The sequence below is a fragment of the Myxococcales bacterium genome (assembly GCA_016717005.1).
In the GTDB taxonomy this organism is placed as follows: Bacteria; Myxococcota_A; Polyangia; order Haliangiales; family Haliangiaceae; genus UBA2376.
Window position 1 is genome coordinate 360,121 of the sequence record JADJUF010000038.1, and the last position, 24,825, is coordinate 384,945.

21 protein-coding genes are annotated in these 24,825 nt (G+C 75.4%); 11 read left to right on the forward strand and 10 right to left on the reverse strand.

All coding sequences use genetic code 11. From position 1 onward, the window contains the following. Positions 1–40: 40 nt before the first annotated feature. Positions 41–394, reverse strand: coding sequence for a DUF952 domain-containing protein (locus IPL61_30555; GenBank protein ID MBK9035550.1), 354 nt, complete (start codon positions 392–394; stop codon positions 41–43). 117 nt (positions 395–511) lie between these two features. On the opposite strand from IPL61_30555, the gene IPL61_30560 reads away from it, so the two are divergent. Then, the gene (locus tag IPL61_30560) at positions 512–2,353 is read left to right on the forward strand and encodes an ATP-dependent DNA helicase RecQ (protein ID MBK9035551.1); all 1,842 of its coding nucleotides are present in this window, start codon (positions 512–514) and stop codon (positions 2,351–2,353) included. Between the two features lie 288 nt (positions 2,354–2,641). On the opposite strand, the gene IPL61_30565 is transcribed toward IPL61_30560, so the two are convergent. Then, a complete protein-coding gene (locus tag IPL61_30565; GenBank protein MBK9035552.1) occupies positions 2,642–3,205 on the reverse strand; it encodes a hypothetical protein in 564 nt (187 codons plus the stop codon). A gap of 55 nt (positions 3,206–3,260) precedes the next feature. Here IPL61_30565 and IPL61_30570 point away from each other — a divergent pair, with 55 nt between their 5' ends. Both IPL61_30570 and IPL61_30575 read left to right on the forward strand, forming a co-directional pair. Then, the gene (locus tag IPL61_30570) at positions 3,261–5,828 is read left to right on the forward strand and encodes a serine/threonine-protein kinase (GenBank protein ID MBK9035553.1); all 2,568 of its coding nucleotides are present in this window, start codon (positions 3,261–3,263) and stop codon (positions 5,826–5,828) included. 9 nt (positions 5,829–5,837) lie between these two features. Beyond that, positions 5,838–7,424: a sigma-54-dependent Fis family transcriptional regulator gene (locus IPL61_30575; protein ID MBK9035554.1), complete on the forward strand. Its 1,587-nt coding sequence runs from the start codon at positions 5,838–5,840 to the stop codon at positions 7,422–7,424. Positions 7,425–7,500: 76 nt separating this feature from the next. Here IPL61_30575 and IPL61_30580 read toward each other — a convergent pair whose 3' ends face one another. Next, positions 7,501–8,886 carry a hypothetical protein gene (locus IPL61_30580; protein ID MBK9035555.1) on the reverse strand — a complete coding sequence of 462 codons (1,386 nt, stop codon included), beginning with the start codon at positions 8,884–8,886 and terminating at the stop codon, positions 7,501–7,503. 128 nt (positions 8,887–9,014) lie between these two features. Here IPL61_30580 and IPL61_30585 point away from each other — a divergent pair, with 128 nt between their 5' ends. Beyond that, the gene (locus IPL61_30585; GenBank protein MBK9035556.1) at positions 9,015–9,464 is read left to right on the forward strand and encodes a hypothetical protein; all 450 of its coding nucleotides are present in this window, start codon (positions 9,015–9,017) and stop codon (positions 9,462–9,464) included. 157 nt (positions 9,465–9,621) lie between these two features. On the opposite strand, the gene IPL61_30590 is transcribed toward IPL61_30585, so the two are convergent. Next, a complete protein-coding gene (locus IPL61_30590; GenBank protein MBK9035557.1) occupies positions 9,622–11,547 on the reverse strand; it encodes a hypothetical protein in 1,926 nt (641 codons plus the stop codon). A gap of 430 nt (positions 11,548–11,977) precedes the next feature. Between IPL61_30590 and IPL61_30595 the strand changes: the two genes are divergently transcribed. Further along, the gene (locus tag IPL61_30595; protein ID MBK9035558.1) at positions 11,978–12,880 is read left to right on the forward strand and encodes a hypothetical protein; all 903 of its coding nucleotides are present in this window, start codon (positions 11,978–11,980) and stop codon (positions 12,878–12,880) included. Between the two features lie 31 nt (positions 12,881–12,911). Here the strand turns inward: IPL61_30595 and IPL61_30600 are convergent, their stop codons facing one another. Beyond that, positions 12,912–13,364 carry a universal stress protein gene (locus tag IPL61_30600; GenBank protein ID MBK9035559.1) on the reverse strand — a complete coding sequence of 151 codons (453 nt, stop codon included), beginning with the start codon at positions 13,362–13,364 and terminating at the stop codon, positions 12,912–12,914. A gap of 109 nt (positions 13,365–13,473) precedes the next feature. Between IPL61_30600 and IPL61_30605 the strand changes: the two genes are divergently transcribed. From IPL61_30605 to IPL61_30615, 3 genes are all read left to right on the forward strand, one after another. Further along, positions 13,474–15,345, forward strand: coding sequence for an ABC transporter ATP-binding protein (locus tag IPL61_30605; protein ID MBK9035560.1), 1,872 nt, complete (start codon positions 13,474–13,476; stop codon positions 15,343–15,345). A gap of 201 nt (positions 15,346–15,546) precedes the next feature. Continuing rightward, the gene (locus IPL61_30610; protein MBK9035561.1) at positions 15,547–16,155 is read left to right on the forward strand and encodes a hypothetical protein; all 609 of its coding nucleotides are present in this window, start codon (positions 15,547–15,549) and stop codon (positions 16,153–16,155) included. Positions 16,156–16,617: 462 nt separating this feature from the next. After that, positions 16,618–17,496: a 2-oxo acid dehydrogenase subunit E2 gene (locus IPL61_30615; GenBank protein MBK9035562.1), complete on the forward strand. Its 879-nt coding sequence runs from the start codon at positions 16,618–16,620 to the stop codon at positions 17,494–17,496. A 1-nt stretch (position 17,497) separates the two neighbouring features. Here the strand turns inward: IPL61_30615 and IPL61_30620 are convergent, their stop codons facing one another. The 5 genes from IPL61_30620 to IPL61_30640 all read right to left on the reverse strand — a co-directional run bounded on the left by IPL61_30620 (position 17,498) and on the right by IPL61_30640 (position 22,751). Then, positions 17,498–18,679, reverse strand: a complete 1,182-nt coding sequence (locus IPL61_30620; GenBank protein ID MBK9035563.1) for a DTW domain-containing protein — start codon at positions 18,677–18,679, stop codon at positions 17,498–17,500. Continuing rightward, positions 18,676–19,344: a lipoyl(octanoyl) transferase LipB gene (gene lipB, locus IPL61_30625; GenBank protein MBK9035564.1), complete on the reverse strand. Its 669-nt coding sequence runs from the start codon at positions 19,342–19,344 to the stop codon at positions 18,676–18,678. The genes IPL61_30620 and lipB overlap by 4 nt, the downstream gene beginning before the upstream one ends. Before the next feature lie 218 nt (positions 19,345–19,562). Further along, entirely contained in the window at positions 19,563–20,690 is a 1,128-nt protein-coding gene (locus IPL61_30630) for a hypothetical protein (GenBank protein ID MBK9035565.1), read from the reverse strand. A 155-nt stretch (positions 20,691–20,845) separates the two neighbouring features. Beyond that, positions 20,846–21,505, reverse strand: coding sequence for a DUF542 domain-containing protein (locus tag IPL61_30635; protein ID MBK9035566.1), 660 nt, complete (start codon positions 21,503–21,505; stop codon positions 20,846–20,848). A 52-nt stretch (positions 21,506–21,557) separates the two neighbouring features. Beyond that, positions 21,558–22,751, reverse strand: a complete 1,194-nt coding sequence (locus IPL61_30640) for a peptidoglycan-binding protein (protein ID MBK9035567.1) — start codon at positions 22,749–22,751, stop codon at positions 21,558–21,560. A gap of 98 nt (positions 22,752–22,849) precedes the next feature. On the opposite strand from IPL61_30640, the gene IPL61_30645 reads away from it, so the two are divergent. The 3 genes from IPL61_30645 (at position 22,850) to IPL61_30655 (ending at position 24,794) form a co-directional block, all read left to right on the forward strand. Next, positions 22,850–23,752 (forward strand): hypothetical protein, encoded by a 903-nt coding sequence (locus IPL61_30645; protein MBK9035568.1) that lies wholly within the window; start codon positions 22,850–22,852, stop codon positions 23,750–23,752. A 218-nt stretch (positions 23,753–23,970) separates the two neighbouring features. Then, positions 23,971–24,309, forward strand: a complete 339-nt coding sequence (locus IPL61_30650) for a helix-turn-helix transcriptional regulator (GenBank protein MBK9035569.1) — start codon at positions 23,971–23,973, stop codon at positions 24,307–24,309. Beyond that, complete coding sequence (locus IPL61_30655) at positions 24,306–24,794, forward strand: SRPBCC family protein (GenBank protein MBK9035570.1); 489 nt, start codon at positions 24,306–24,308, stop codon at positions 24,792–24,794. The genes IPL61_30650 and IPL61_30655 overlap by 4 nt, the downstream gene beginning before the upstream one ends. The last annotated feature ends 31 nt before the right edge of the window (positions 24,795–24,825 follow it).

Below are 24,825 nucleotides of genomic sequence, written 5' to 3' on the forward strand. Positions count from 1 at the left end.
GGGGCCCCGAGGCCGCGCGTCGATGACGGCGCCCTGAGTTCTACGGCGCGGTCCCGCGCGGGGCGCCGATCGTCCCGTCGGCGGTGACCGGCAGCGGCCGTGCGTCGATGACGGCGTCGAGGTTCAGGGGGCCGTACAGGTGTGGGAACTGCGCGCCGTCGGCGGTGGGCGGCGCGCCGTCCTCCCATCGGACGGGCGCGGACAGCCGATCGCCGTCGATCACCAGCAAGATCAGCTCGGGCTGGCCGCGGTAGAAGCGGTTGGCGGTGGCCAGCCACTGCGCCGCGCTCGACAGGTGGATGAAGCCGTCGGCGGCCAGCGACGGCGCGCGGTACTCGCCCGCGCGCTGGGCCGCGGCCCACGCCGGCGCGGTCGTGATGTGGAACAGCTCCATCGCGCCGAGCTTGCCACCGCTGGCGGCGGCGGGGGCGTCGTCGACGTCGGACCCTCGTGCTAGCCACACGCGATGCTCGCTGGCGCCTCGCCTGACCGTCCCGATGCCGCGTCGGTGATGCACGGGGTGTTCGGCCACGCCGGGTTCCGGACCGGGCAGGCGCACGCGGTCGACGCGGTGCTGGCCGGCAAGGACGCGCTGGTGGTGCTGCCGACCGGCGGCGGCAAGTCGCTGTGCTACCAGGTGCCGGCGGTGGTCAACGCCCGCCGCGGCCACGGCACCGCGATCGTCGTGTCGCCGCTGATCGCGCTGATGGAGGATCAGGTCGCGGCGCTGCGCGGGCGCGGCGTGATCGCGGCCGCGCTCAACAGCCACCAGGACGAGGCGGCCCAGCGCGAGGTGATCGACGCGCTCCTGGCCGGGCAGCTCGAGCTCCTGTACGTGTCGCCCGAGCGGGCCGCGCTCGACAGCTTCAAGCGGCTGCTGGCGCGGGTCGCGATCTCGCTGGTGGCGATCGACGAGGCCCACTGCGTGTCGCAGTGGGGCCACGACTTCCGGCCCGAGTACCTGCGCCTGCACGAGCTGCGCGACGTCGTGGTCGCGCCGATGATCGCGCTGACCGCGACCGCGACGCCGCGGGTGATGGCCGAGGTCGCGCGGGCGCTGGCGCTGGTGTCGCCGCAGACCGTCGTCGGCGACTTCGCGCGGCCCAACCTGCGCTTCACCGTCCAGCACCACCGCGCCGACGCGACGCGGCTGGCCGCGACGATCGACGCGTGCGAGGCCGCCGGGCTGCGCGGGCTCGGCGCCGGCGGCCGCGCGATCGTCTACTGCGCCACGCGCAAGAAGGCCGAGCTGGTCGCCGACACGCTCAAGAAGTCCGGCTTCGCCGCCGGCTACTACCACGCCGGCCGCACCGCGCTGGCGCGCGACCGGGCCCAGCGCTCGTTCTCGGGCGGGCGCACCCGCGTGCTGGTCGCGACCAGCGCGTTCGGCATGGGCATCGACTACGGCGACGTGCGCCTGATCGTGCACTTCCAGGCGCCGGGCTCGCTCGAGGCGTACTACCAGGAGGCGGGCCGGGCCGGGCGCGACGGCGAGCCCGCGACCTGCGTGCTCCTGTTCGGCGCCAGCGATCTGATGACCCAGCGCAAGCTCCACGGCGATCGCGGCGGGCCGGCGGTGCAGGCCCGGCACGAGGACGCGCTGGCCGCGGTCGCGCGCTACGCCGGCCAGGCGGTGTGCCGGCAGCAGGTGCTGTGCGGACACTTCACCGGCGCGCTCGATCACCCCGCGTGCAACCGCTGCGACGTGTGCGTCGCGCCGAGCGCGGTCGAGGTGCGCGAGGAGGTCGAGCCCGCCGCGGCCCTCGACGGCGACGCGCGCGCGACCGTGCTCACCGCGGTCGGTCACCTGCGGCGGCCGGTCGGCGCGCGGACGCTGGCGATGGCGCTGCACGGCAGCCGGGCCAAGACCATCGCCACCGCCGGGCTGCTCGACCTGCCCGAGCACGGCGCGCTGGGCGACGCCGACGAGGACGCGATCGTCGCGACGATCGACGCGCTGGTGCGCGAGCGCAAGGTGGTGCGGCGCGGCCGCAAGTACCCGACCATCGAGCTGGCCGGCGCGACGCCCGCGCCGTCGAGGTCCTGGGCGCCCCGGGCCCCGCGCGCGGTCGGCGAGGCCCGGACCCAGCCGGCCAAGGCCGGGCTGCGGCGCGGGCGCGGGCTCACCAGCGAGCTGGCGCGCGATCTGGATCAGTTCCGTCGGCGGCTGGCCCGCCAGCTCAAGTGGAAGACCTACATGGTGTTCCAGGAGCGCGTCATCACCGCGCTCGACGCGCAGCGGCCGCGCACCCGCGACGCGCTGGCGCGTATCCCGGGCCTGGGCCCGGCGCGGATCGAGCGGTTCGGCGACGAGCTCCTGGCGCTGGTCCGTCGCTACGACGACGCGCGCTGATCGGGAGCCGGAGCCGGAGCCGGAGCCGGAGCCGGAGCCGGAGCCGGAGCCGGAGCCGGAGCCGGAGCCGGAGCCGGAGCCGGAGCCGGAGCCGGAGCCGGAGCCGGAGCCGGAGCCGGAACCGGAGCCGGAGCCGGAGCCGGAGCCGGAGCCGGAGCCGGAGCCGGAGCCGGAGCCGGAGCCGGAACCGGAGCCGGAACCGGAGCCGGAGCCGGAGCCGGAGCCGGAGCCGGAGCCGGAGTCTCAGGGTGTCAGCCGACCGGGCCGGTCACGCGACGACGGCGGTCGTCACCACGGCGGGGGCAGCGCCGCGACCGCGACCAGCACCACCAGCGCCGCCAGGGCGCCCGCGCACGCGCGGCGGTGCCAGCGTCGGGCGCGGGCGGCGGCGACCAGCTCGCGTACCAGCGCGTCGACGCTGGGCCAGCGGGCGCCGGGTTCGTTCGCGAGCGCGCGCACCAGCGCGCGGCGGGTGCGTGGGTCGAGGGCGCGCGCGCGCGGCATCGCCGCCAGCGCCTCGACCAGCGCCGCCGCCAGACTGTACTGATCGGCCGCGCCATCGACGGGCTGGCGCCGGGCGCGCTCGGGCGCGGCGCACCGGCGCGCCGCCTCGGTGCGCTGGACGTCGCCGCACAGGCGGACCGCGCCGGTCGCGTCGACCAGCGCGTGGTCGGGGCTGAACCCACCGTGGACGACGCCGGCGCGGTGGCCCGCGGCCAGCAAGCGCCCGGCCGCGACGAACGCCGCGACCACGGGCCCGGGCTCGGCGGCGCGGGCCGCGAGCTGCCGCAGCGTCCAGCTGCGGGTCCAGACCACGGCCAGGTGTCGTCGAGCGAGCGCATGTCGCCCCATGCGTCGTCACGACGATGCACGGCCCAGGCCAGGTGCGTGATAGCGTGCTCGATCGATGCGCGACGAGGCGGTCGACACGGGCCAGCGGGTGGCGCGGTTCACGCTGCGCGCCCTGCTCGGCGCCGGCGGCATGGGTGAGGTCTGGCGCGCGCGCGATCCTGAGCTCGAGCGCGACGTCGCGGTCAAGCTGTTACGGCCCGAGCTCGAGACCACGACCGCGCGCGCCGAGGAGGCCCGCGGGCGGCTGCGGCGCGAGGCCCAGGCGATGGCGCGGCTGGCGCACCCCAACGTGATCCCGATCTACGAGGTCGGCGAGGCCGACGCGCGGGTGTTCCTGGTGATGGAGCTGGTCGACGGCGGCACGCTGTCGCGGTGGCTCGCGGAGCGCCCGCGCGGTCCGATGGCGGTGCTCGAGGTGCTCGGCCAGGCCGGGCGCGGGCTGGCCGCTGCGCACGACGCCGGGCTGATCCATCGCGACTTCAAGCCCGACAACGTCCTGGTCGGCACCGACGGGCGGGTGCGGGTCACCGACTTCGGCCTGGTCGGCATCGAGGCCAGCGCCGAGGAGGCCCGCGCCGCCGTCGCCGACGCCCGCACCGATCCGCGGACGCGCACCGGCGCGATCCTGGGCACGCCGGCCTACGCGGCGCCCGAGGTGCTGCGCGGCGCGGCGGCCACCGCGCGCAGCGATCAGTTCTCGTTCTGCGTGGCGCTGTACGAGGCGCTGTGGGGCGCGTCGCCGTTCCCGGGCGACACGATCGCCGACCTCTACCAGGCGGTCACGACCGGCGCGGTGCGACCACCGCCGAGCAGGCCCGCGGTGGCGCCGGCGATCCGCGACGCGGTCCTGCGCGGCCTCGCGACCGATCCCGACCAGCGCTGGCCGTCGATGGCCGCGCTGCTGGTGGCGCTGACGCCCGAGCCGCGGCGCGGCCGCACCCTCGCGGTCGCGGCCGGCGGGGTGATGGCGTTCGGCGCGGCCGCGATCGCGATCGTGGCGCGTGGCGGCGGCGACCGTGGCGCTCGGCCCGCGCTGGCGGCGACCGTCGACGCGGCGGTGATCGCGCGGCTCGCGCTGGCGCCGCCGATCGCGCTGACCGACGGCGGCGGCTGCGCCGACTCGCCGGTCATCCGCGGCGATCAGGTGGTGTTCGCGCTCGATCCCGGCGCGGCGCCGCGCCAGCTCTACCGCGTACCCCTGGCGGGCGGGCCGGCGGTGCGGCTGACCGAGCGGCCGCTGTCGAGTCCGGTCGCCGGCTCGCGCCCCGACACGGTGATCGCGGTGACCGTCGACGCGCCCGAGCGCCTGGTCGAGGTCGACCTGCAGGGCCAGGTCACCGAGCTGCCGTCGCCGCCGGCGCTGTCGTCGGCGGTCGGGTTCGTGTGGCACGACGGCGCGCTGTACTACGCGCGCCCCGACCGGACCCAGGTGCGGATGATCGAGGGCGGCGCCGAGCGCGCGATCGCCGATCTGCCGACCGGCTTCCTGGCCTCGGGGCTGGCGCTGTCGCCCGACGGGCGCTGGCTCCTGGTCGACACCGGCGGCCAGGCCGGCGCGTGCGCGATCGATCGGCGCGCCGCGACCCCGACGCCGCGGTGCGTGCTGCTGCCGGGCTCCGGCGGCAACACGATGATCGTGTCGAACGATGGCTACCTGGTCACGGGCAAGGACGGGACCTGGCGCCGGCGGTTCGACGACGCGGCCGCGCCGGTGCTGGTGACGCCGACCGAGATCGACGGGCTGGCGATGACCGCGAGCGCCGACGGCGACGTGGTCGTCGCGTCGCGGTGTGTGCGCCGCGCCCGCCTGATCGCGGTCCCGCCCGGTGGCGGCGCGCCGCGCGTGCTCACCGACGGCCGGCTCATGCAGCCGACCGCGCGCGCTGACGGCACGATCGCGCTGGCGCGCTACCACACGACGCAGGACACGGTGCTGTCGGTGCGCAACCCCGACGGGGCCCTGCGCGATCTCACGCCGCTCGACCACATCGTGCGCAGCCCGGCCTGGGATCCGTCCGGCGCGCTGCTGGCGTACCGGCGCGGCGGCACCGACGGCGGCCTGTTCATCACCGACCTGGCGCCGTCGACCCCGCGCCGCCTGACCTCGGTCAGCACCGACGACGCGCCGGTGTTCCTGGCCGACGGCCGGGTCGCGTTCGCGCGCATGACCGCGCCCGGCACGCGCGCGCTGTTCGTGGTCGACCCCGCGACCGGGACCGCGACCCCGGCCGCCCACGCCGATCGCTGGCCCTACGATCGCCACCCGCGCGACGGGCGGATCCTGGTCGGCGATCCCCGGCGCTACCGCCTGTGGCTGTGGGATCCCGCGACCGATCGCGAGACCGAGATCGCGCACAGCGACGACGCCGCCGCCGACTTCGCGTCGTTCGCGCCCGACGGGCGCTCGATCCTCGCCACCTGGGCGACCGAGGTCTGGCGCGTGGTCGTGGCCGACGGGCACGCCACGTTGCTCTACCGGCGCGCCGACGACGCCGCGGCGCTCGACGGCGCCACCCAGCTGCCCGACGGCACCGTGGTCGTGGCCGAGCGCTACTACCAGGGCGAGCTGTTCCGGTCCACGCTGCCGGCGCCCGACCGCGAACCCGCGCCGCCTTCGCGGTAGCGTGGGCCCATGTCGAGCGCGTCGACGCCGCCCCTGACCCCCGCCACGCTGTGGGCCGCGCTGCGGCGCGTGATCGAGCGGCTGACCGCCGCCGCCGATCGCGACGATCTGGTCGACGACGTCCTCGACGCGGTCATGACCGCGAGCGGCGCCGATCGCGCGGTGGTGTTCCTCGGCGACGACTCGGGCGCGGCGGTGGCGATCCACGCGCGCGGGCCCGGCGGCGCGCTGGCCCCCGACGAGCGTGAGGAGCTGAGCCGGACGATCGTCCGCCAGGTCCAGGCCGAGGCTCGGCCGGTGCGCTGGGAGCTGCCGGTCCGGGGCGCGGCGCCGCCGTCGATGATGGCGCTCGGCATCGTCGGCGCGCTGGCGGTGCCGCTGCGCCGGATCGCGCTCACCGCCGGCGCCCGCGGCGACCTCGGCGTGCTCTACCTCGACGTGCGCGATCCGGCCCGCCGCCTCGACGCGGCGGTGCTCGAGCTGGCCGAGGTGGTGGCGGCGCTCTTGGCGGTGGTGCTCGATCGCGCGACCCGGCTCGATCGCGCCCGCGACGGCCTGCGCCAGAGCCTGGCCGCCGCCGCCGGTCCGCCGGCGCCCAGCCTGGAGGCGCTGCTGGCGCCCCCGTCGATGGCGGCGATCCGCGCCGAGCTCGAGCTGACCGCGGCCAGCGAGCTGCCGATCTTGCTGCTGGGCGAGTCGGGCACCGGCAAGACCATGCTGGCGCGCGCGGTCGCGGTCGCGAGCGGGCGCACGCCGGTGGTGCGCGCGACCCTCGGCAACGCCGACGACCTCAACACGATCACCTCGGAGCTGTTCGGCCACGAGCGCGGCTCGTACTCCGGCGCGCTCGGGCGCCGCGCCGGCCTGGTCGAGCTGGCCGACGGCGGGGCGCTGATCCTCGACGAGGTCCTCAACCTGCCGCCGCACGCGCAGCAGCTCTTGCTCGACTTCGCGCAGTTCGGCGCCTACCGCCCGCTGGGCTGGGCCCAGGCCGAGCCCAGGCACGCGCGGGTCCGGCTGATCGGCGCCACCAACGGCGATCTGCCGGCGGCGATGGCCAGCGGTCGGTTCCGCGGCGATCTCTACCACCGCCTGGCCGGCGTCGTGCTGACGCTGCCGCCGCTGCGGGCGCGCGCGGCCGAGGTGCCGGCGCTGGCCGAGTCGACGCTGCGCCGGATCGATCCCGAGCGGCCGTGGGCGCTGACCCTGGCGGCCCGCCGGGTCCTCGGCGGGCCGTGGCCGTGGCCGGGCAACCTGCGCCAGCTCGACGCGGTGATCCAGCGCGCCCGGCTGCGCGCGCTGGTCGAGGATCCCGACGCCACCGCGGTCGACGCCCGGCACGTCGACCTGCGCGAGCTCGACCCGGCCGCGACGCCCGCGGTCACCGCCGCGGCCGCGCCCACCGCCGCCGGCGAGCTCGGCGCCGCCTACCGCACCCTGGTCGAGGCCCGGACCCAGCTCGACGACCGCGAGCGCGCGGTGATCGAGCAGGCCTTGGCCGCGCACGGCGGCGTGGTCGCGCGCGCGGCGCAGCAGCTCGGGATCGCCCGCACCAGCCTGGTGTCGCGCATGCAGACGCTGCGCGTGAAGACCTGATCGGCGGCGCGACGCGGCGAGCGGCGGCATCGACCCGATCCCCGTCAGCGACGGCGAGGGCCGGATCGACCCGGTGCTACTTCAGCTTGCTGATGCGCTTGGCGTTCGCGCACAGGATCGGCGTGACGTAGCGGTCGACGTTGACGTACCAGCGGCCCTTGGTGATGCTCGGACCGCCGGCGGTGTACTTCTGGAAGTTCACCATGTGCAGCTCGCAGAGCGCGCCGTCGGCGACGCCGTCGGGCCGCGGCTGGGCCCAGGTCGCGGGCTTGACGACGTAGTAGCCCCAGCCGGTCTCGCGCTTGAACCGGTAGGTGCGGCCGTGGTCGAACTCGTCCCACGACTCGGGGTTGGTGCCGGCGACGAAGGTCGGGCCGTTGACCAGCGTCCCCGCGGCCGCGGCCCGCACCAGCTTGGCGCGCGCCGGATCCTTGGCGCGGTCGCTCGGGTACGCGACCTCGGCCAGGCGCTGGGTCACCAGCGGTGACAGCTCGGCGACGCGCTGGCGCGCTGCGGCGACGACGCCGTCGAAGTCGGGCGCGGTGCTCACGCCCTTGCGCGGCGGGGTGAACGTGGCGAGCTGGGCGTAGCGCGGCGCCGCCGCGATGATCGCCCGCGCCCGATCGAGCACCTCGACCGCGGTCCCGACCCAGGCCGCGTGCGTCGTCCACGTGCTCGGCGTCGCCAGGCCGTCGAGGTCACGGGACAGGTTGGTGAACGGCTTGAGCACGTCGCGCTCGATCACCGTCACCTCGGCGAGCACCAGCGCCTCGACCGCGTTCATCCGGTCCTGGAGCTGGCGGAGGAGGTCGCCCTGGGGGCCGAGGAGATCGCCGCAGTTCATCAGCTGGTTCTCGGCGTAGCCCGCGGACGCGCTGACGCGCTCGACGGTGGCCCGCAGCGCGGCGCCCTGATCGATCGCCTGCTGCAGCTCGGTCGGCGTCGACACGGCGGTCGGCAGCGGCGCCTGCGCCAGCGCCGCGGCGGCCTTGATCGCCGCGCGGGCGTCGTCCCAGCTCCCGGCTCCCGGGGCGCCCGCCTCGAGCCGCACCACCCAGGCGCGCAGCTCCGTCAGGTACTCCGCGATCGCGGCGCGGTCCTTGGCGTCGGCCAGCGCGGCGACGTCGGCGTCGAGCCGCGCGAGCTGGCCGAGCCAGCCGTTGCGCTCGTCGGCGGCGCACTGGACCTGCAGCTCCCGGAACAGCGGGTTGATCGTGCCGTTCCACAGCGCCGTGCCGGTCCGGCTGAGCGAGAAGTTCTTGGGCCGCGGCGGCGCTCTCGCGCTCGGCGTGCGCGACGCCGGCGGTGAGGCCGAGCCCGAGGGCGGCGGTGACGAGGCGAGACGAGCGGGGCGACGACGCGTGCATGGGTCCTCCTGCCGCGCGAGCGACGTGCGGACCGCACCTCGACCTCGCGCGCCCCGATCGATTGCACCGGTCGTGCCGCCCGGGCGGGCGCGCAAGTGCGCGACGGGACTGCGGACGGTGCCGGTGCGCGCGACGGTCGCCGTCGTTCGACGACGTTCGTCGTCAGCGATGTTGCCGGGCGCGGCGTCGGTCGGGGACCGGCGGTCGCGCTACCGTGGCGGCGATGAAGCTCGTCCGGCGGATCCACCTGTGGCTCAGCATCTTCTTCGCGCCGACCATCGTGTTCTTCGCGATCAGCGGGCTGGTCATGCTGCTCGAGTGGCACGAGGCCGAGGGCGGCGCGCAGCCGTCGTCGATCGCGCTCCGGCTGGCGCAGGTGCACAAGTCGCAGAGCCTCGACCTGCCGCCCGCGCGCGCGCCGCGCCCGCCGGCGACCGCCAGCGACAACCTCGGCGTCGACCGCGCGGCCGCGGCCCGCCTGCCCGAGCCGCGCCGGGCGCGCCCCCATCGATCGGCGCCGGCCAAGGCGTTCTTCGTGATCATGGTGCTGGCGCTGCTCGCGACCACCACCTGCGGCGTGCTGATCGCGCTGTCGTTCCGCAAGGACCGCCGGCTGATCCTCGGGGCCCTGGCCGCCGGCACGCTGGTGCCGATCGTGCTGCTGCTGCTCTGACCCCAGGGCTCACCCTGTAGCGACCCGCGGCGCCGCGCCGCGCGCGATCGGCGTGCGGTCACCGCGTGCGCGTGCGCACCGGCAGGTCACGATCGGCGCGACCTTCGCCGGCGCCGCGGTGGCGCCGGTGATGCGGCGGTCGCGCCGGTCTGGTCGGCTACGCCGCTGGGGCCGCGGTCGCGGCCGGCAGCTTGACCTTGTACCTGGCCAGGAAGCCCAGCGCCTTGACGCCGCGCGCGGCCCACAGGAACACGACGAAGCCGACCACCAGCAGCCCGGGCGTGGCCAGCAGCAGCACGGTCCAGTTCACCTTCTCGGCGGCGGTCGCGGACGCCATGATCTTGCGCTCGATGCTGCCGATCACGAGGCGGGCGATCGCCAGGTAGACGAGCGGCAGGAGCAGCGCGGCGACCACCGACAGCGAGCCCCACTTCCACCAGCGCGCGTGGGCGGCCAGCGGGACGCCCTGGTTCCAGCGCTGCTGGAAGATCTTCTGGGTCTTGCCGAGGAAGAACGACATCGCCAGGATCACGACCAGCAGGTTGAACACCAGCGCCAGGAGCACGCTCAGCAGCATCAAGCCGACCTTGGCGGTCGAGGCGTCCTCGACGAACTGCAGGTAGTCGATCGCGCGCGCGAAGCCGGTGATCAGCGTGTCGAGCGTCGGCTCGACCACCTGCCCCATGACGAAGCCGGCGACCAGGGACAGCACCATCAGCACGCCGAGCGTGCAGATCGTCGCGACCAGCTCGCCGCCGACCCGGCGCATGGCGCGCTTGACCACGCCGCCGCTCGCGTCCCCGCCGCCGGCCGCGGCGGTCGCCGGCAGGTTGATGATCTCCATCAGCGTCGGCTTGATGGCGACGATGAACAAGATCATCGTCACGCCGAGCAGGACGATCGGCAGGGCGCCGAAGGCGAAGCTCACCTGCTTGAACATGCCGGCGACGGTCTTGAAGATCTTGGCCTTCGCGACCACCTTCTCGCCGTTGGCGATCAGCCGGGCCGCGGGCTGGTCGTCGCTCTTGCCGTCGAGTGACTCGAGCGTTGGCGCGAACAGCTCGCGCCCGGTCACGACGTACTTGGGCGCGTTGTGATCGAGCGCGTCGAAGAAGCCGGCCGCCAGCTTGAGCTGCGGGTTGGTCTGGGCGCCCACGGCCGCCTGGGTCGTGCGCATGCCGATCATGATCGCGCCGAACAGGTTGACCGTGACGAAGAACGTGACCGCCGCGATCCCCGAGTACTTGAACAGGCTGCCCATCTGGCCCGGGTACTTGCGGTTCAGGAAGAACGGCATGCCGAGCAACAGGAAGCCGACCAGCGAGAACAGCGACACCAGCGTCGCGATCTTCTTCATGCGCGCGGCCGACTTCTTGGCGATCTTGGCCTCGAGCCGGGCCAGCACCTTGCGCTTGGCGAGCCGCACCAGCTTGCGGAAGTGCTCGACGGTGATCGACGGCAGCAGGTTGCTGGCGGCCACGCGCTTGTCGAGCGCGTGGTCGCTGACCTCGTCCGGGATGTCGGCGAAGGCCATGTCGAACTCCTTCTCCTCGGCCAGCTCGTCGGGCTCGACCACGCCGTCGCCGTCGCTGTCGGCCTCGATGTAGACGTCGCCGTCCTCGTCCTCGGTCACCCGCACGTCCTCGGCGTCGTCGGCCGTGGCCTCGAGCTCATCGTCCGAGGAGTCGAACTCGCCCTCGTCGTCGGAGGTGTCGCCGGGGCCCGGGTCAGTGTCGCCGGGCGGGTCGTCGTCGAGGCTGTCCTCGTCACCGGGGATGTTCGGGTCGTCGTCGTCAGCGGCGGCCGGCGGCGCGGGCTGGTCGGCGGCGGGGTGGTCGTCGTCGGCCGCGGCGGGGTCGTCGGCCGCGGCGGGGTCGTCGGCCGCAGCGGGGTCGTCGGCCGCGGGGTCGTCGGCCGCGGCGTGGTCGTCGTCGGCCGCGGCGGGGTGGTCGTCGGCGGCGGGGTGGTCGTCGGCGGCGGGGTGGTCGTCGGCCGCGGCGGGGTGGTCGTCGGCCGCGGCGGCCGGATCATCGACATCCGGGTCGTCGCCTTGGGCGTAGACCAGCGGTGTGAGCGCGATCACAGTCGCGAGGGTGAGCAGAGCAAGACTGATCCCGCGCAGGTATGCGCGGGCGGCGCGTGAGAGACCCATGTCGACTCCTGGTGGTTCCGAGTCGGCGCGGGACGACGCGCCTCTCCCACCGTAACGCGACGGCCAGGTGGGTGAGAAGGCATCGGGGCAGATCTCCGCTCGGCGGCAGGCCCGGTCAGGGCGCCGAGATCGTCACGGAGCCAATGGCGGCGGCGCCGCCGCCGGCGTCGAACGCGAGGTGGCCGACGTCGGCGACCGCGCGCGCTGCCCGGCGGCGACGACCAGGGCCCGGCCTACCGCGGCGTCGCGACCAGTCGGCTCGCGCCGGTCGGGGTGCCGCGCGTGGTCGTGCTCGATCGCTGAGCGGAGGTGCTGGGTTTCGCTCGCCTTCCACCTTGGACGGCGAGACAATCGCGAGGCGATGCCTGCCTGGCCGCGCCGCGATGCGTTCTGTCTCGACTGCCGGACGCTGCAGCCATCCGGAGGCGCGTGCGTGGCCGGCGCCCACCACGAGCTGGTCGACCTGCGCCAGCCCGACGGCCGCCGCGCGCTGCTCACGCGCGTGTGGGGCGAGCCCAATCGACGCTCGCAGCTCCGCACCGCCGCCAAGGTCGGCGCCACCGGCGGCATCCTCGGAGGGGCGCTGCAGCTGAGCCACGCCTGCGGTGCCTGCGGCTCGATCGGCGACACCGCGCTCAAGGACGTCGCGCGGGGAGTCGCGCTGATCGGGCTGACGTTCGTCGCCGCCTACGCCCTCGGGCTCTGGCTGCGGGCGCGGTGGCGCCGGTGGCGACCCGCGGCGCGGCCCAACGGCGCCGATCGCCCGGGCACCGAGCTGGGGTCGGCCACGGGTCGGATCGGCGCGGTGGTCGCGCGCACGACCGAGCCCGCGGCGATCGGCGGCGCGCCGTGCGCGGCGTTCGGGCTGGAGGCGCGCGATCGCGCGCGCGGGCACGGCGACCGGGTGGTCCTGCGCGATGGTGCCACCGTCGGCTTCGAGGTCGTCCTCGACGACGGCGCCGTGGTCGTGGTCCCGCCCGGGCCGATCGTCGTGGGCGCCGACGCGGCGCTGACCGCGGACGATCCGACGTTCGCCGTCTACCTCGACCTGGTCGATCCCCGGCGCCGGATCGACGACGAGCTCGATCCGTTCACCGCGAACCATGTGCGCGTGGCGCTGGTGCGCGACGGCGATCGGGTCGAGGTGCGCGGCCCGCTGCGCGCGCTGCCCGGCGGCGACGACGCAGGCCCAGCCTACCGGGGCGCGACGACGAGCCGCCTCGCGCCCGTCGGCGTGCCGCGCGTGGTCGTGCGCGATCGCTAGCGCGGGCGCGCGCCAGCGGCCGAGCGCGCGGCTACTCGGGGGTGCGGATGGTCAGCACCGGCACCTTGCTGTGCCGCACGACCTTCTCGGTGACGCTGCCGAGGACGACGTGGGCCAGGCCGGTGCGACCGTGGGTGCCCATGACGATCAGATCCGCCCCCTCGCGCGCGGCGGTCACGGCGATCTCGCTGGCGGCGTGGCCGACCGTGGCGACCGCCGACACCGTGGCGCCCTCGGCGCGCAGGCGGGCGCTGAGCTCGTCGAGGAACGCGGTGGCCCCGCGCAGCGCGTAGTCGCGGATCGAGATCGGCGCGCCGCCGTCGTCGGGGACGACGTTCGCCATGGGCCCGAGCATCGACGGCATCTCGGCCACGTGCAGCAGCACCAGCCGCGCGCCGTGGACCCGCGCGAGGTCCCGCGCCAGGTTGCAGGCGTTGTCGGCGCTGGCCGAGAAGTCGTGGGGTACGAGGATCGTCTTCCACATGCGCGCATCATGGCACGCGCGCCGGTCGGCGGCGTGGTCCGGGCCAGGCAACCGCAGCCTCGCCATCCGGGCAGTAGCGACGTCGGCGCCAGGCCTCTACAGTGGCGCGATGGCCACCGCCCGCGGCGTCCGCGCGCACCACCCACCGGTCAGCGGCGACGGCCGCGGTCCGGCCACGACCCCGCGGCTGCGCGACCTGGTCGGCGTCGCCGCGTACGTGCGCCGGGCGCTGGGCCTGGTGTGGGCCACGTCGCGGCCGGTGACCATCGCGCTCGCCGTCGGCAGCGTGGTCGCCGGCGTGGTGCCGAGCGCGATGGCGTGGATCGGCAAGCGCCTGATCGACGCGGTCGTCCACGCCGGCGGCAGCGACGCCGCCGAGGCCCACCGCACCGCGATGATGTGGGTCGCGATCGAGCTGGGCCTGGCGATCCTGATGGCCACGATGACGCGGGTGCTGTCGATCTTGCGCTCGCTCTTGCGCGCGCAGCTCGGCAACCGCATCAACGCGATGATCCTGGCCAAGGCGCTCGACTTCGACCTGATCCACTTCGAGGACGCCGAGGTCTACGACATGCTGACCCGGGCCCGGCGCGAGGCGTCGTCGCGGCCGCTGTCGATGGTCATGCGCACGTTCGCGATCGTGCAGCAGACGATCACGCTGGTGGGCCTCGCGGCGCTGCTGGCCGCGTTCTCGCCGATCGCGCTCGCGGTGCTCCTGGCCGCCGCGCTGCCGGCGTTCATGGTCGAGGCCAAGTTCTCGGGCGACGCGTTCCGGCTGTTCCGCTGGCGCACGCCCGAGACCCGCGAGCAGGCCTACCTCGAGAGCGTGCTGGCGCGCGACGATCACGCCAAGGAGGTGCAGCTCTACGATCTGGGGCCGCGCTTCCTCGGGCGGTACCAGGCGATCTTCGAGAAGGTCTACGGCGACGACCGGCGCCTGGCGTGGCGGCGCGGGCTGTGGGGCCTCGGCCTGGGCGTGCTCGGGACGGTCGCGTTCTACGGCATGTACCTGTGGATCGCCCGGGCCGCGATCGCCGGCGCGATCACGATCGGCGCGATGACGATGTACGTCGTCGTGTTCCGCCAGGCCCAGGCGTCGCTGGCGTCGGTGCTCGGCGACGTCGGCGGGCTGTACGAGGACAACCTGTACCTGTCGACCCTGTACGAGCTGCTCGACCTGCCGACCTCGCGTCACCCCGGCGGCGTGACCGTCGGCGCGGTGCCCGGCGACGGGGTCCGCTTCACCGACGTCAGCTTCACCTACCCGGGCGGGGCCAGCCCGGCGCTGGCCGGCATCGATCTGCACGTGCCGCCCGGGTCCAAGCTGGCGATCGTCGGCGAGAACGGCTCGGGCAAGACCACGCTGATCAAGCTGCTGGCCGGCCTCTACACCCCGACCGGCGGCGCGGTCACCGTCGACGGCACGTCGGTCCGCGACTGGGATCAGCCGGCGCTGCGCCGGCGCATCGGCGTCATCTTCCAGGACTTCGTGCGCTACCAGCTCACCGTCGGCGAGAACATCGGCGCCGGCGACGACCGCGCGTTCGAGGATCGGGAGCGCTGGGCGGCGGCGGCCGAGCAGGGCCTGGCGGCGCCGGTCGTGGCCGAGCTGCCGGCGGGCTACGACACCCGCCTGGGCAAGTGGTTCAAGGACGGCCGCGAGCTGTCGCTGGGCCAGTGGCAGAAGGTCGCGCTCGCGCGCGCGTTCATGCGCGCCGACGCCGACATCCTCGTGCTCGACGAGCCGACCGCCTCGATGGACGCCGCGGCCGAGGTCGCGATCTTCGAGCGGTTCCGCGAGCGCACCAAGGACCAGATCGCGATCGTGATCTCGCACCGGTTCTCGACCGTGCGCATGGCCGATACGATCGTCGTGCTCGACGGCGGCCGGATCCTCGAGCGCGGCAGCCACGACGAGCTGGTCGCCGCCGGCGGCCGCTACGCGACCTTGTTCGCGCTGCAGGCCCGCGGCTACCGGTAGGCCTCACGGCCCCAGCGGCCTACACGCACGCGGCGGCCGCGCCGTCGCGGTCGGCCACAGCTGCTGTCGCGGTCGCCTACGTGACCGGCGGTTCACGGTCGCGGGCGGCGGCGAAGCCCATGAGATCGCGGGGCACGGCCCGGCCGACTGTCGAAGGTTCACCGCCTTGCGGGTGGCCGGCGGCTTGCGATGATGGCGGTCATGACCAACACCCGCCTCGCCTGGATCACCGCCTCCCTCTGCGTCCTCGGCCTGGCCACCGCGGGCGCCGCGCACGCCCAGGGCGTGAGCCAGCCGCCGCCGCCGCCCCGGGTCGGGTGGGAGTTCGGCCTCGGGCTCTACGGCGGCGAGATCAACTGCGAGAACGAGAACGGCGACTTCTGCGACGGCGTCACCGAGGCCGGCGGCTTCGACCTGCACGCGTCGTACTTCTTCGGGCCGCGCCTCGGCGCCTACGTCGACGTCTGGCCGATGTTCCACAGCGAGGACAACTGGACCTTCACCCACAACGTCGTGACGGTCGGCGTGAAGTACCGGCCGGTGCCGATCCTGACGCTCACCGCCGGCGTCGGCAGCGCCCAGGCCCGGCTCCGCTACAAGATCGGCGGCCTCCAGGGCGACGCCGAGACCGACGTCGTCAGCGCGGTGCTGTTCGCGGCCGGGCTCGAGGTGCTGCGCGGGCGTCGGTTCGCGGTCGATCTCCAGGCCCGGGCCGGCATCGGGTTCTACTCCGAGGACAACAACGGCAACGGCGACCCCGACGTGGTCGGCCGCAACCTCGGCCTCGGCGCGGCGATCACCTGGTTCTGACCGCTACTCCTCGCGCAGATCGATCAGGCGCGCGCCGCCGCCGTCCATCCCGCCGCCGGCGCTGAACGTCCAGGTGATCGCGCGGACCGCCGGATCGCTGGCGCCGAACCGGTGGCACCGCCCGAGGCGCCATCTGCGGACCGCCGCATCGCGCTCGCGCTACCGCTGCCGCGCCACGCCGCGCGGGGGCCGCCCGCCCCCGGGCGGCGGCGGCGCCCCGCCCGGCGAGGAGCAGACCCAGAAGGTGGCAGCGCGCGGCGACACCGGCGGGCGCTTGACCGATCCGCGGCCCGCTCGGCGCCGGCCTGGCGCCGGACCTCCGTGGGCGCCGATCGCTGGCGGCGCCGGCCGCGGCGGCGCCGGACGCTGCGGCGGCCCGCCGGGCCGGGCCGGGGGGCAGGCCGCGCAGGCTACCGCAGCCTCGCCGCCGCCAGCCGGCCGTTCACGCGCGATACTGCGGCCATGCTGTTCTGGCGATCCGACGGCACCCGCGTCCGCGACCTCGACCCCATGCGGCGGATGATGCCGATGCTCATGCCGACGCGGAACGAGGCGGTGGTCTACTACGAGCAGCTCATCGACGCGACCGCGCTGGTGGCGTTCCTCGACGAGGCCAACCGCGGCGACGGCCCGCGGCTGACGCCGCTGCACCTGGTGGTCGCGGCGCTGGGGCGCACGCTGATCGCGCGGCCGGTGCTCGATCGGTTCGTCGCCGGGCGGCGGCTGTGGCAGCGCACGCAGCCGTCGATCGCGTTCGCGGCCAAGCGCGAGTTCGCCGACGGCGCCGCGCTCAAGACCATCAAGCTGCCGGTGCTCGCCGACGAGGCGCTGCCCGCGACCGCCGCGCGGATCCGGGCCGCGGTCGACGCCGGCCGCACCCGCGACGACCGGCCGGTCGATCGCGAGCTGTCGACCCTGGGCAAGCTGCCCGACGTCCTCCTGTCGCCGCTCGTCCGGCTGGCGCGGTTCCTCGATCGCTGGAACTGCTTGCCGGCGGCGCTGACCAAGGACGACCCGCTGTTCGCCAGCGTGTTCGTCGCCAACCTCGGCAGCCTCGGCATCGACCGCGCGTGGCACCACCTGTACGAGCACGGCACCGTCAGCCTGTTCTGCGCGATCGGCGGGCTGCGGCCGGCCGTCGTGGTCGGCCCCGACGGCGCGCCGGCGGTGCGCACGACCTTGCGGCTGCGGTTCACGCTCGACGAGCGCATCTGCGACGGCTACTACGCGGCCCAGTCGCTCGAGATCCTGCGCGCCGATCTCGAGGACCCGCGGCGGTTCGCGGCGCCGCCGCCGCCGATCGCCACGACCGAGGTCAACGCCGCGCGCAGCTCGCTGTGAGTCAGGGCGCGGTCGCCGGGAACTGCGCGCGCCAGGCCCGGACGACCTGCGCCAGCAGCGCGACCCGCGCGCCGCCGCGGCCGGCGCCGAGCGGCGGCGGCGGCGGCCCGAGCGTGGCCGCGAACGCCTCGAGGCTGCCGAACTTCGTGTGCAGCGCCCGCTGCGCCGCCGCGCGCAGGTCGAGCACCGGGCCGGGCAGCGCGCCGCCGGCCTCGAGCAAGAGCTGGGCGCCGTGGTGGCCCCACGCGCACACGACGTCGTCGGGGCCGACGAACCCGGCGTGGCCCATCAGCAGCGACGACAGCGACGGGGCCGCGGCCAGCGCGTCGGCGCTGAGCCGGGTGTGGTACGGCGTCGACGGCGACAGCGGGCCGCGCGGCGCGGCCAGCGCCTCGAAGGTCGCGCCGGTGCTGGGGCGGTGCGCGATCCAGTGGATCAGCTCGTCGGGCTGGTGATCGGGCTCGCCGCGGTACGGCCAGGCGTTGGCCTCGCCGACGACGCACACCAGCTGGTCCCAGCGCGCGGCGATCTCCGCCGGCAGCCGCGCCCACGGCGGCGTCGGCGGGCGCGCCGTCTTCACGCGCGGGCTGGGCTCGGCCGCCTTGCGCGCGAGCTGCGCGTCGACCATCGCGCGGAACGGCGCCAGCATCGCGCGGAAGCGCGCGCGGTCACCCTCGAGCGCGCCGAGCGCGTGCATCAGCGCCTCGATCGTCGAGCAGAACGCGTCGTCGGGCTCGCGCCGGATCCGGTACTCGGACACCTCGGGCGCGACGAACGCGTAGCGCGGCAGCGCGTGCAGGATCGGGTTGTCGCGCACGACGGTCTTGGCCTGCGACCACGTGCCGTCGACCACCACCAGCGTCACCGGCCCGGTCGGCGGCTCGCGCAGGATGTCGCGGGCGCCCGGCCCCGGGTACAACAAGATCGGCGTCCGGGTCGGGTCGGCCAGCGCCGCGCCCAGCGCCGGGTGCGCGCTCCAGTCGATGCCGACGTGGAGCTCGGCGTTGGGCAGGCACAGGCTGGCCATGCGCGCGGTGCCGATCGGCATGTCGCGCTCGCGCGGGTGCTGCAGGATCACGACGCGCGTGCGCGTCGCCAGCTCGGGCAGGTGCGCGCAGTAGCAGACGACCTCGGGCCGGCGGCAGCGCCGGCACATCGGCCGCGGCGTGGCCTCGACCGTCACGCCGGGGTCCGGCCCAGGACGCGCGCTAGCTCGTCGGTCAGGATCGGGGTCACGTCGGCGACGGTGATCGCGCGGTCGAGCTCGACCGCGAGCGAGGTCATCACCGACGACGCGAACCCGCACGGGTTGATCCGCTGGAAGTACGCCAGGTCGGTGGCGACGTTGAGCGCGAGGCCGTGGAACGTGACCCAGCGGCGGCACGCGATGCCGATCGAGCACAGCTTCTTGCGCGCGCCGGCGCGATCGGTGGTCCAGACGCCGGTCTTGCCGGGCTCGCGATCGGTCGCCAGCCCGACCGCGGCGCAGGTGCGGATGACCGCCTCCTCGAGGTTGCGCAGGAACCGGTGCAGATCGCGCTCGCCCTCGCCGAGCAGCACGATCGGATAGGCCACGAGCTGGCCGGGGCCGTGGTAGGTGACGTCGCCGCCGCGCTCGACCTCGATGACCTCGACCTCGCCCGGCGCCAGCACGTTGGCGAGCGCCTGCTGCGCCCGGCCGAGCGTGAACACGTGTGGGTGCTCGACCACCAGCACCCGATCGGCGCCGGCCCCGGTCTTGCGCTCGTCGACCAGCGCCAGCTGCCGCGCCCAGGCGGTGCGGTAGTCGGCGCGCCCGAGGTCGACGACCTCGAGGCGCGGCGCGGTCGGGGCGGTGACGACTGCCATGGCGGGCTCGATCGCGCGCACCTTAGCCGGTGTGGTCGGCGCTGTCGACCAGCGAGGTCAGCGCGCGCACCGGGTCGGGCGGGCGCGCTCGAGCGCGGTCGACCAGCGGGGTCAGGGCGCGCACCGGATCGGGCGGTCGCGCTCGGCGCTGTCGACCAGCGAGGTCAGCGCGCGCACCGGGTCGGGCGGGCGCGCTCGAGCGCGGTCGACCAGCGGGGTCAGCGCGCGAACCGGGTCGGGCGGTCGTGCTCGAGCGCGGCCACCTCCCACTGGTAGTACTCGAAGTCTCCGGCGGCGAGCGCCCAGATCACGCGGCCGCGCACCGGCACCTCGACGCCGTCGAGCTGGGCCCACGCGCTGCACTCGGCCCGCCAGTCCTCGAGCCTGGCGTCGGGGCCGCCGCCGAGGTAGCGCCGGGCCGCGAACCCGGTCACGCGGCCGTCGTCGTCGAACGAGAACGTGCCGCTGGCGGTGACGCCGCCCCAGGTCATCGTCGCGACCGCGGCGTGCGCGTCGACGCCCTGCCACGTCAGGTACGGCGCCAGCGCCGCGCTCGGGCTCCAGACGAGCTCGCCCAGGAACCGCACGAGCGCGCCCTGATCGATCGTCGGCCCGGCGCTGTCGACGAACGGCACCAGGCCGCCGACGGTGATCAGCATGTGGCCGCGGCCGTCGAGGTACGTGTCGCGACCGCGCACCGGGATCACGCGCTTCATCATGACGTCGACCGACCACACGAACCCGGGGCGGTCGAGGTCGACGTACTGCTCGGCGGTGGCCGGCATCAGCGTCGCGCCGGGCGCGGTGCGCAGCCCGCCGAGCTGGCGCAGCCGCACCGCGTGGGCGCGCGGCCGACCGACCACGCCGGCCCGCGTCAACCACCGCGCCACCGGCGGCGGCAGCGTCGCGACGTCGCCGGCGGTCACGGGCGGACCCGGTGAGCGCGCGGGCTCGATGTAGAGCTGGCGCACCGTCGCGTCGGTCGCGCGCTCGAAGCGGGCGTCGGCCCAGCCGAGCAGCACCGCGAGCGCGAGCACGACGTTGGGCAGGGTCCCGACCTTGGCGTCGGGCCAGGCGTAGATCACCAGCGCCTGCGACAGCACCAGGCCGACCAGCCCCAGGCGCCACCAGCCGCCGACGCCGAGCACCATCGCCACGGCGGCGACGACGACCAGCACGGCCGCGGCGAGCCACAGCGCGCCGATCGGCCGCTGCCACGCCGGCCCGAGCGTCACGATCGTGGCGCCGCGGAGCTGCGGCACCGTGGCCAGCCCGAACGCCTTGACGAAGCCGAGCAGGTGGATGAGCCCGTGGATCACGAGCAGGCTGGTGAGCGCGATGCGCATGGCGAGCGTGGACACAGCAACCGCGATGCCAGCGCCACCGCGGCCCGCCAGCGGTTTTCGCGAATGTGGCGCAGACTCCGCGGCGCCGCGCGCAGGTCCTGCGCGAACCTGTGCGCGCTAGCGCCTTGGAGATCTCCCGACGTGGGGCCCAGGCGCTACCGGAACCGCGGCAAGAGCACGTGGTTCTCGACGTGGTGGTGGCGCGCGACCAGGGTCTCGAGCTCGTGGACCGCGACGTACAGCTCGGTCACCTCGTCGCTGCTGCCGGTCGGCGCCTGGTACTCGTGGGTCATCGCCCGCAGACGGTGGAACATCAGCGTGAACTCGCGGTGCTCGTCGAACATGCCGCCCAGCTTGGCGCGGAGCTCCGGCGTCATCGCGTTGGCGAGCATCGCGGGGAACAGCTCGTCCTCCTCGCGGTCGAGGTGCGGCAGCATCTGCTCGGCGAGCGCCTCGATCCCGTGGGAGAGGGCCCGCACCGCCGCCTGCTGCGGCCCGGCCACGGCCGCGAGCGATCGCGCCTGGTGCTGCATCAGCGCCAGCAGCGCGCGCAGGTGGCGGTGCTGGCGCGCCAGCGCGCGGCTGATCAGCGCGGAGGTCGACGCGGTGCGCGGATCGGCGTCGGGGTCGGCCTCGCTCATCGCGGCGGTCAGCTCGGCCAGCAGGGCCTCGCGGTCGAGCTTGCGCTCGGTGATCACCTGGCCCAGCGGCCGGTGCCCCTCGCAGCAGTAGTCGATGTGGCGTCGATCGAGCACGGTCGCGGTGCCGCTGTGGGCGAGCACCAGATCGGCAACGGGTGCGTCTTCGTCGATCATCAGCCCCCAGTATTGCAGGAACCGCGCCGGGGGGGGCGGATTGATGCGGTAGCTACAGCCGGGTGCGCAGCAGCCAGAACTGGGTCTCGCGGCCGCCGGCCAGCTCGGCGAGCCCGTCGCGCTCCTCGCGCGCCTGATCGTGCCGGGCCTGCGCGAACATGGGCGCGCGGTCGGTGTCGCTGGTGCGGGCGGCTCGGGTGCAGACGCGGGTGTGGCCCCCGTCGTCGCCAGGCGGGCCGGGGTGGTCGACGAACATGAGGTCGCCGGGGCGGACCAGGCCCAGCAGGCGCGCGATCGCGCGATCGTTGGCGGCGCTGGCGAGCGCGCGCTGGGGATCCGCCGGGTCGCGGTGATCGAGGTGGCTCACCAGCTGCCAGCCGGTCTTGCGCGCCAGCGCCTCGCCGAATCGCTCGGCGCGTGGGAAGTGCCGATAGGTCCCGGCCTGGAACGTCGGCACCGGCAGGTCGGCCAGCGCGATCACCGCGCCGCCGAAGACGTTGCACTTCCAGTAGCCCGCGCCCGCGAGGTGGTAGCCGACGCCGCCCGGCAGCCGCAGCGTGCCCGGCGTCGGCGCGACGCCGAACTGCTGCGCGTGGGCGGTGTAGCGTACGCCGTCGACCCGGGTCGCGAACGGCGCGGCCGACGTCGCGGCGCAGATCGCGCGGGCGATCGTGGCGATCCGGCGCGCGCCCTTGCCCAGCGCGGTGATCGGATGATCGGCGCTCCAGAGATCGGGCACCGGCAGCCCGGCGAGCAGCGTCTCGATCGCGGTCAGCTCGGCGCGCCCGAACCCGCCGGTGACCGGCAGGCCCCGCCAGCGCTGGAGCGCCGCCACGGCGGTGGCGGCCTCCGCGCCGAACGCGCCGTCGCTGCCCCACGACGTCAACCGCAGCTCCGCCGGCGCGTCGGCGACGCGCGCGGCCACGGCCTGGAGCGCCCGCTGCACCAGCTGCACCCGCGCGCGATCGCGATCGGCGCGGTCGACCACCTTGCGGCCCGCGCGCACCTGGGCCAGCGCCGGCGCGCGCAGGTCGGCGACGGTCATCGGCGCGCGGATCGCGGCGCGCGCGACGCCCAGCTCGAGCAGCAGCGCGCCGACCCCATCGCCGAGCAGCTCGGCGGCCTGACGGACCACCGCCAGCAGGCCCGGGCGCGGGAGATCGTGCAGCGCCTGCGCGGCGAAGTCGTCGAGGGGCAGGGCCGCAGCGGCGACCAGGGACGCGAACGCGGCGGGGAGCGCGGGCATGGGTCGAGCATCGCGGGTTTCGCGTCGGCGCGGAAGTCGTGAGCGGCGGTGAGGGCGCGCGAGTTGTGCTCGGCGTCGGCCCGCGCGACACTGGGCGGGTGCACCGCGCTGGGGTGATGTTGTCGTTGACGCTCGGGTGCGCGCGCGCGGCCTCGGCGCCACCACCGACCGAGGCGCCGGTGGCCGCGGCGGTGTGCGCGGCCCGCGTCGCGCGCGCGCCCGGTGCGGGCGTCAGCTACGACGGCTGGCGTCAGGCCTGGCAGGCGCTGCGCGGCGACGGCGCCGCCGCGCCGCCCGCGACCGAGGACGAGGCCCGCGCGCGGCTGTGCGGCGACGGCGGGTGCCTCGACGCCGGGCCGTGGCTGGCCGAGCAGTCCTGGGACGAGTACGAGCTGCTGGTGCGCGCCGACCTGATCTTCCCGCGCCTGGGCGGCGCGCTGGTCGTGCACGCCGAGGTCGCGACCGGCCTCGCCGGGCGGTGCCCGTGGGCCGACGCGCCGACGCTGACGATCGGCGACGTCGTCCACCTGCGGGTCGCGCGCGCCGACGCGCTCGCCGAGTACGCCGCCGCGGCGGCCGACGCGGTCACGCGGTGCGAGCCCGGCACCGACGGCTGCCAGGAGGCGTGCTTCACCGGTGAGGTGAGCGAGGTCGACCGCTGGTTCGATCGCGGCTCAGGCTTCGAGCTCCTCGCGATCGAGCGCGTGGCGGTGGCGCCGGCCGAGCCCGAGCGGTTGTGGCTCGACGACGACTTTCGGTTCGAGGCGCAGCTCGAGGTCGGGGACGAGGCCGTCGGGCTCACCGGGCCCGGCTGCGGTCCGCCGACCGCGATCCCCCGGGTGTCGGTGAGGCAGACGCCGACGTGCCCCGGCGATCGCGACGGCGTCATCGTCGACGTGCACAAGGCGCCCCGGTGCGCCGCCGATGAGCACGTGCGGGCCCGCGACAGCCGGCCGGTGTGCGTGGCGACCGCGCCGTGCCTCGTCGACGAGCCGCGCTGAACTTCAGCGGGCCTGTCGCCAGGCCCTCCCCCATCGCGGGCAAGCCCCGAGAGGGCCCCCTCCCACGACCTCCCACGACGCGAGACTCCCGGCGCGTCGACCGGTGCTCGACCGGAGACGTCCCAGGCGCTGAGCTTCACCGGCGATCGCGCGCCGCGCTCGGGCGATCTTTATACTTAGGCGTTGACCTAAGTGAATCGTCCCGGTAGGGTCTCGCGATGGTCGCCACCGCTCCCGCGATCGACGGCGTGTTCCGCGCGCTGGCCGATCCGACCCGCCGCCAGGTCATCGCGCGCCTGGCCGGTGGGCCGGCGTCGGTCACCGAGCTCGCGGCGCCGTTCGCGATGGCGTTGCCGTCGTTCACCCAGCACCTGCGGGTGCTGGAGCGCTGCGGTGTCGTGCGCTCGCGCAAGGCCGGTCGGGTCCGCACCGTCGAGCTGGTGCCCCAGCGCCTGCGCGCCGCCGAGACCTGGCTCGCCGAGCAGCGGGCCCTGTGGGACCGCCGCCTCGATCAGCTCGATCGCTTCCTGCTCGCCCAGAAGGAGAAGTCACGATGACCGTCGCCACCCCCTCGATCGATCCCGCCCGCGACCTCGTGTTCGAACGCATCGTCGACGTGCCGCCGACCCAGGTCTGGGCCGCCTGGACCGACCCCGATCTGCTCAAGCAGTGGTTCTGCCCGGCGCCGTGGACGGTGTCCGAGTGCTCGATCGATCTGCGCCCCGGCGGGCGCTTCTTCACGCGCATGCGCGGCCCGGCCGGCGAGGACGTGCCCAACGACGGCTGCTACCTCGAGGTCGGCCCCGGCTACCGGCTGGTCTTCACCGACGCGCTCGGGCCCGGCTTTCGTCCCTCGGGCACGTCGTTCATGACCGCGACCGTCACGATCGAGCCCCACGGCGCCGGCACCCGCTACACCGCGACCGTGCTCCACGCCGACCTCGCCAGCCGCAAGAAGCACGAGGCCATGGGCTTCCACCACGGCTGGGGCGCCGCGTGTGACCAGCTCGTCGCGCTGTGCACGTCGGGCACGGCCGGCTGAGGCCGGCGGCCGGCGCTCCGACCGTGAGGGC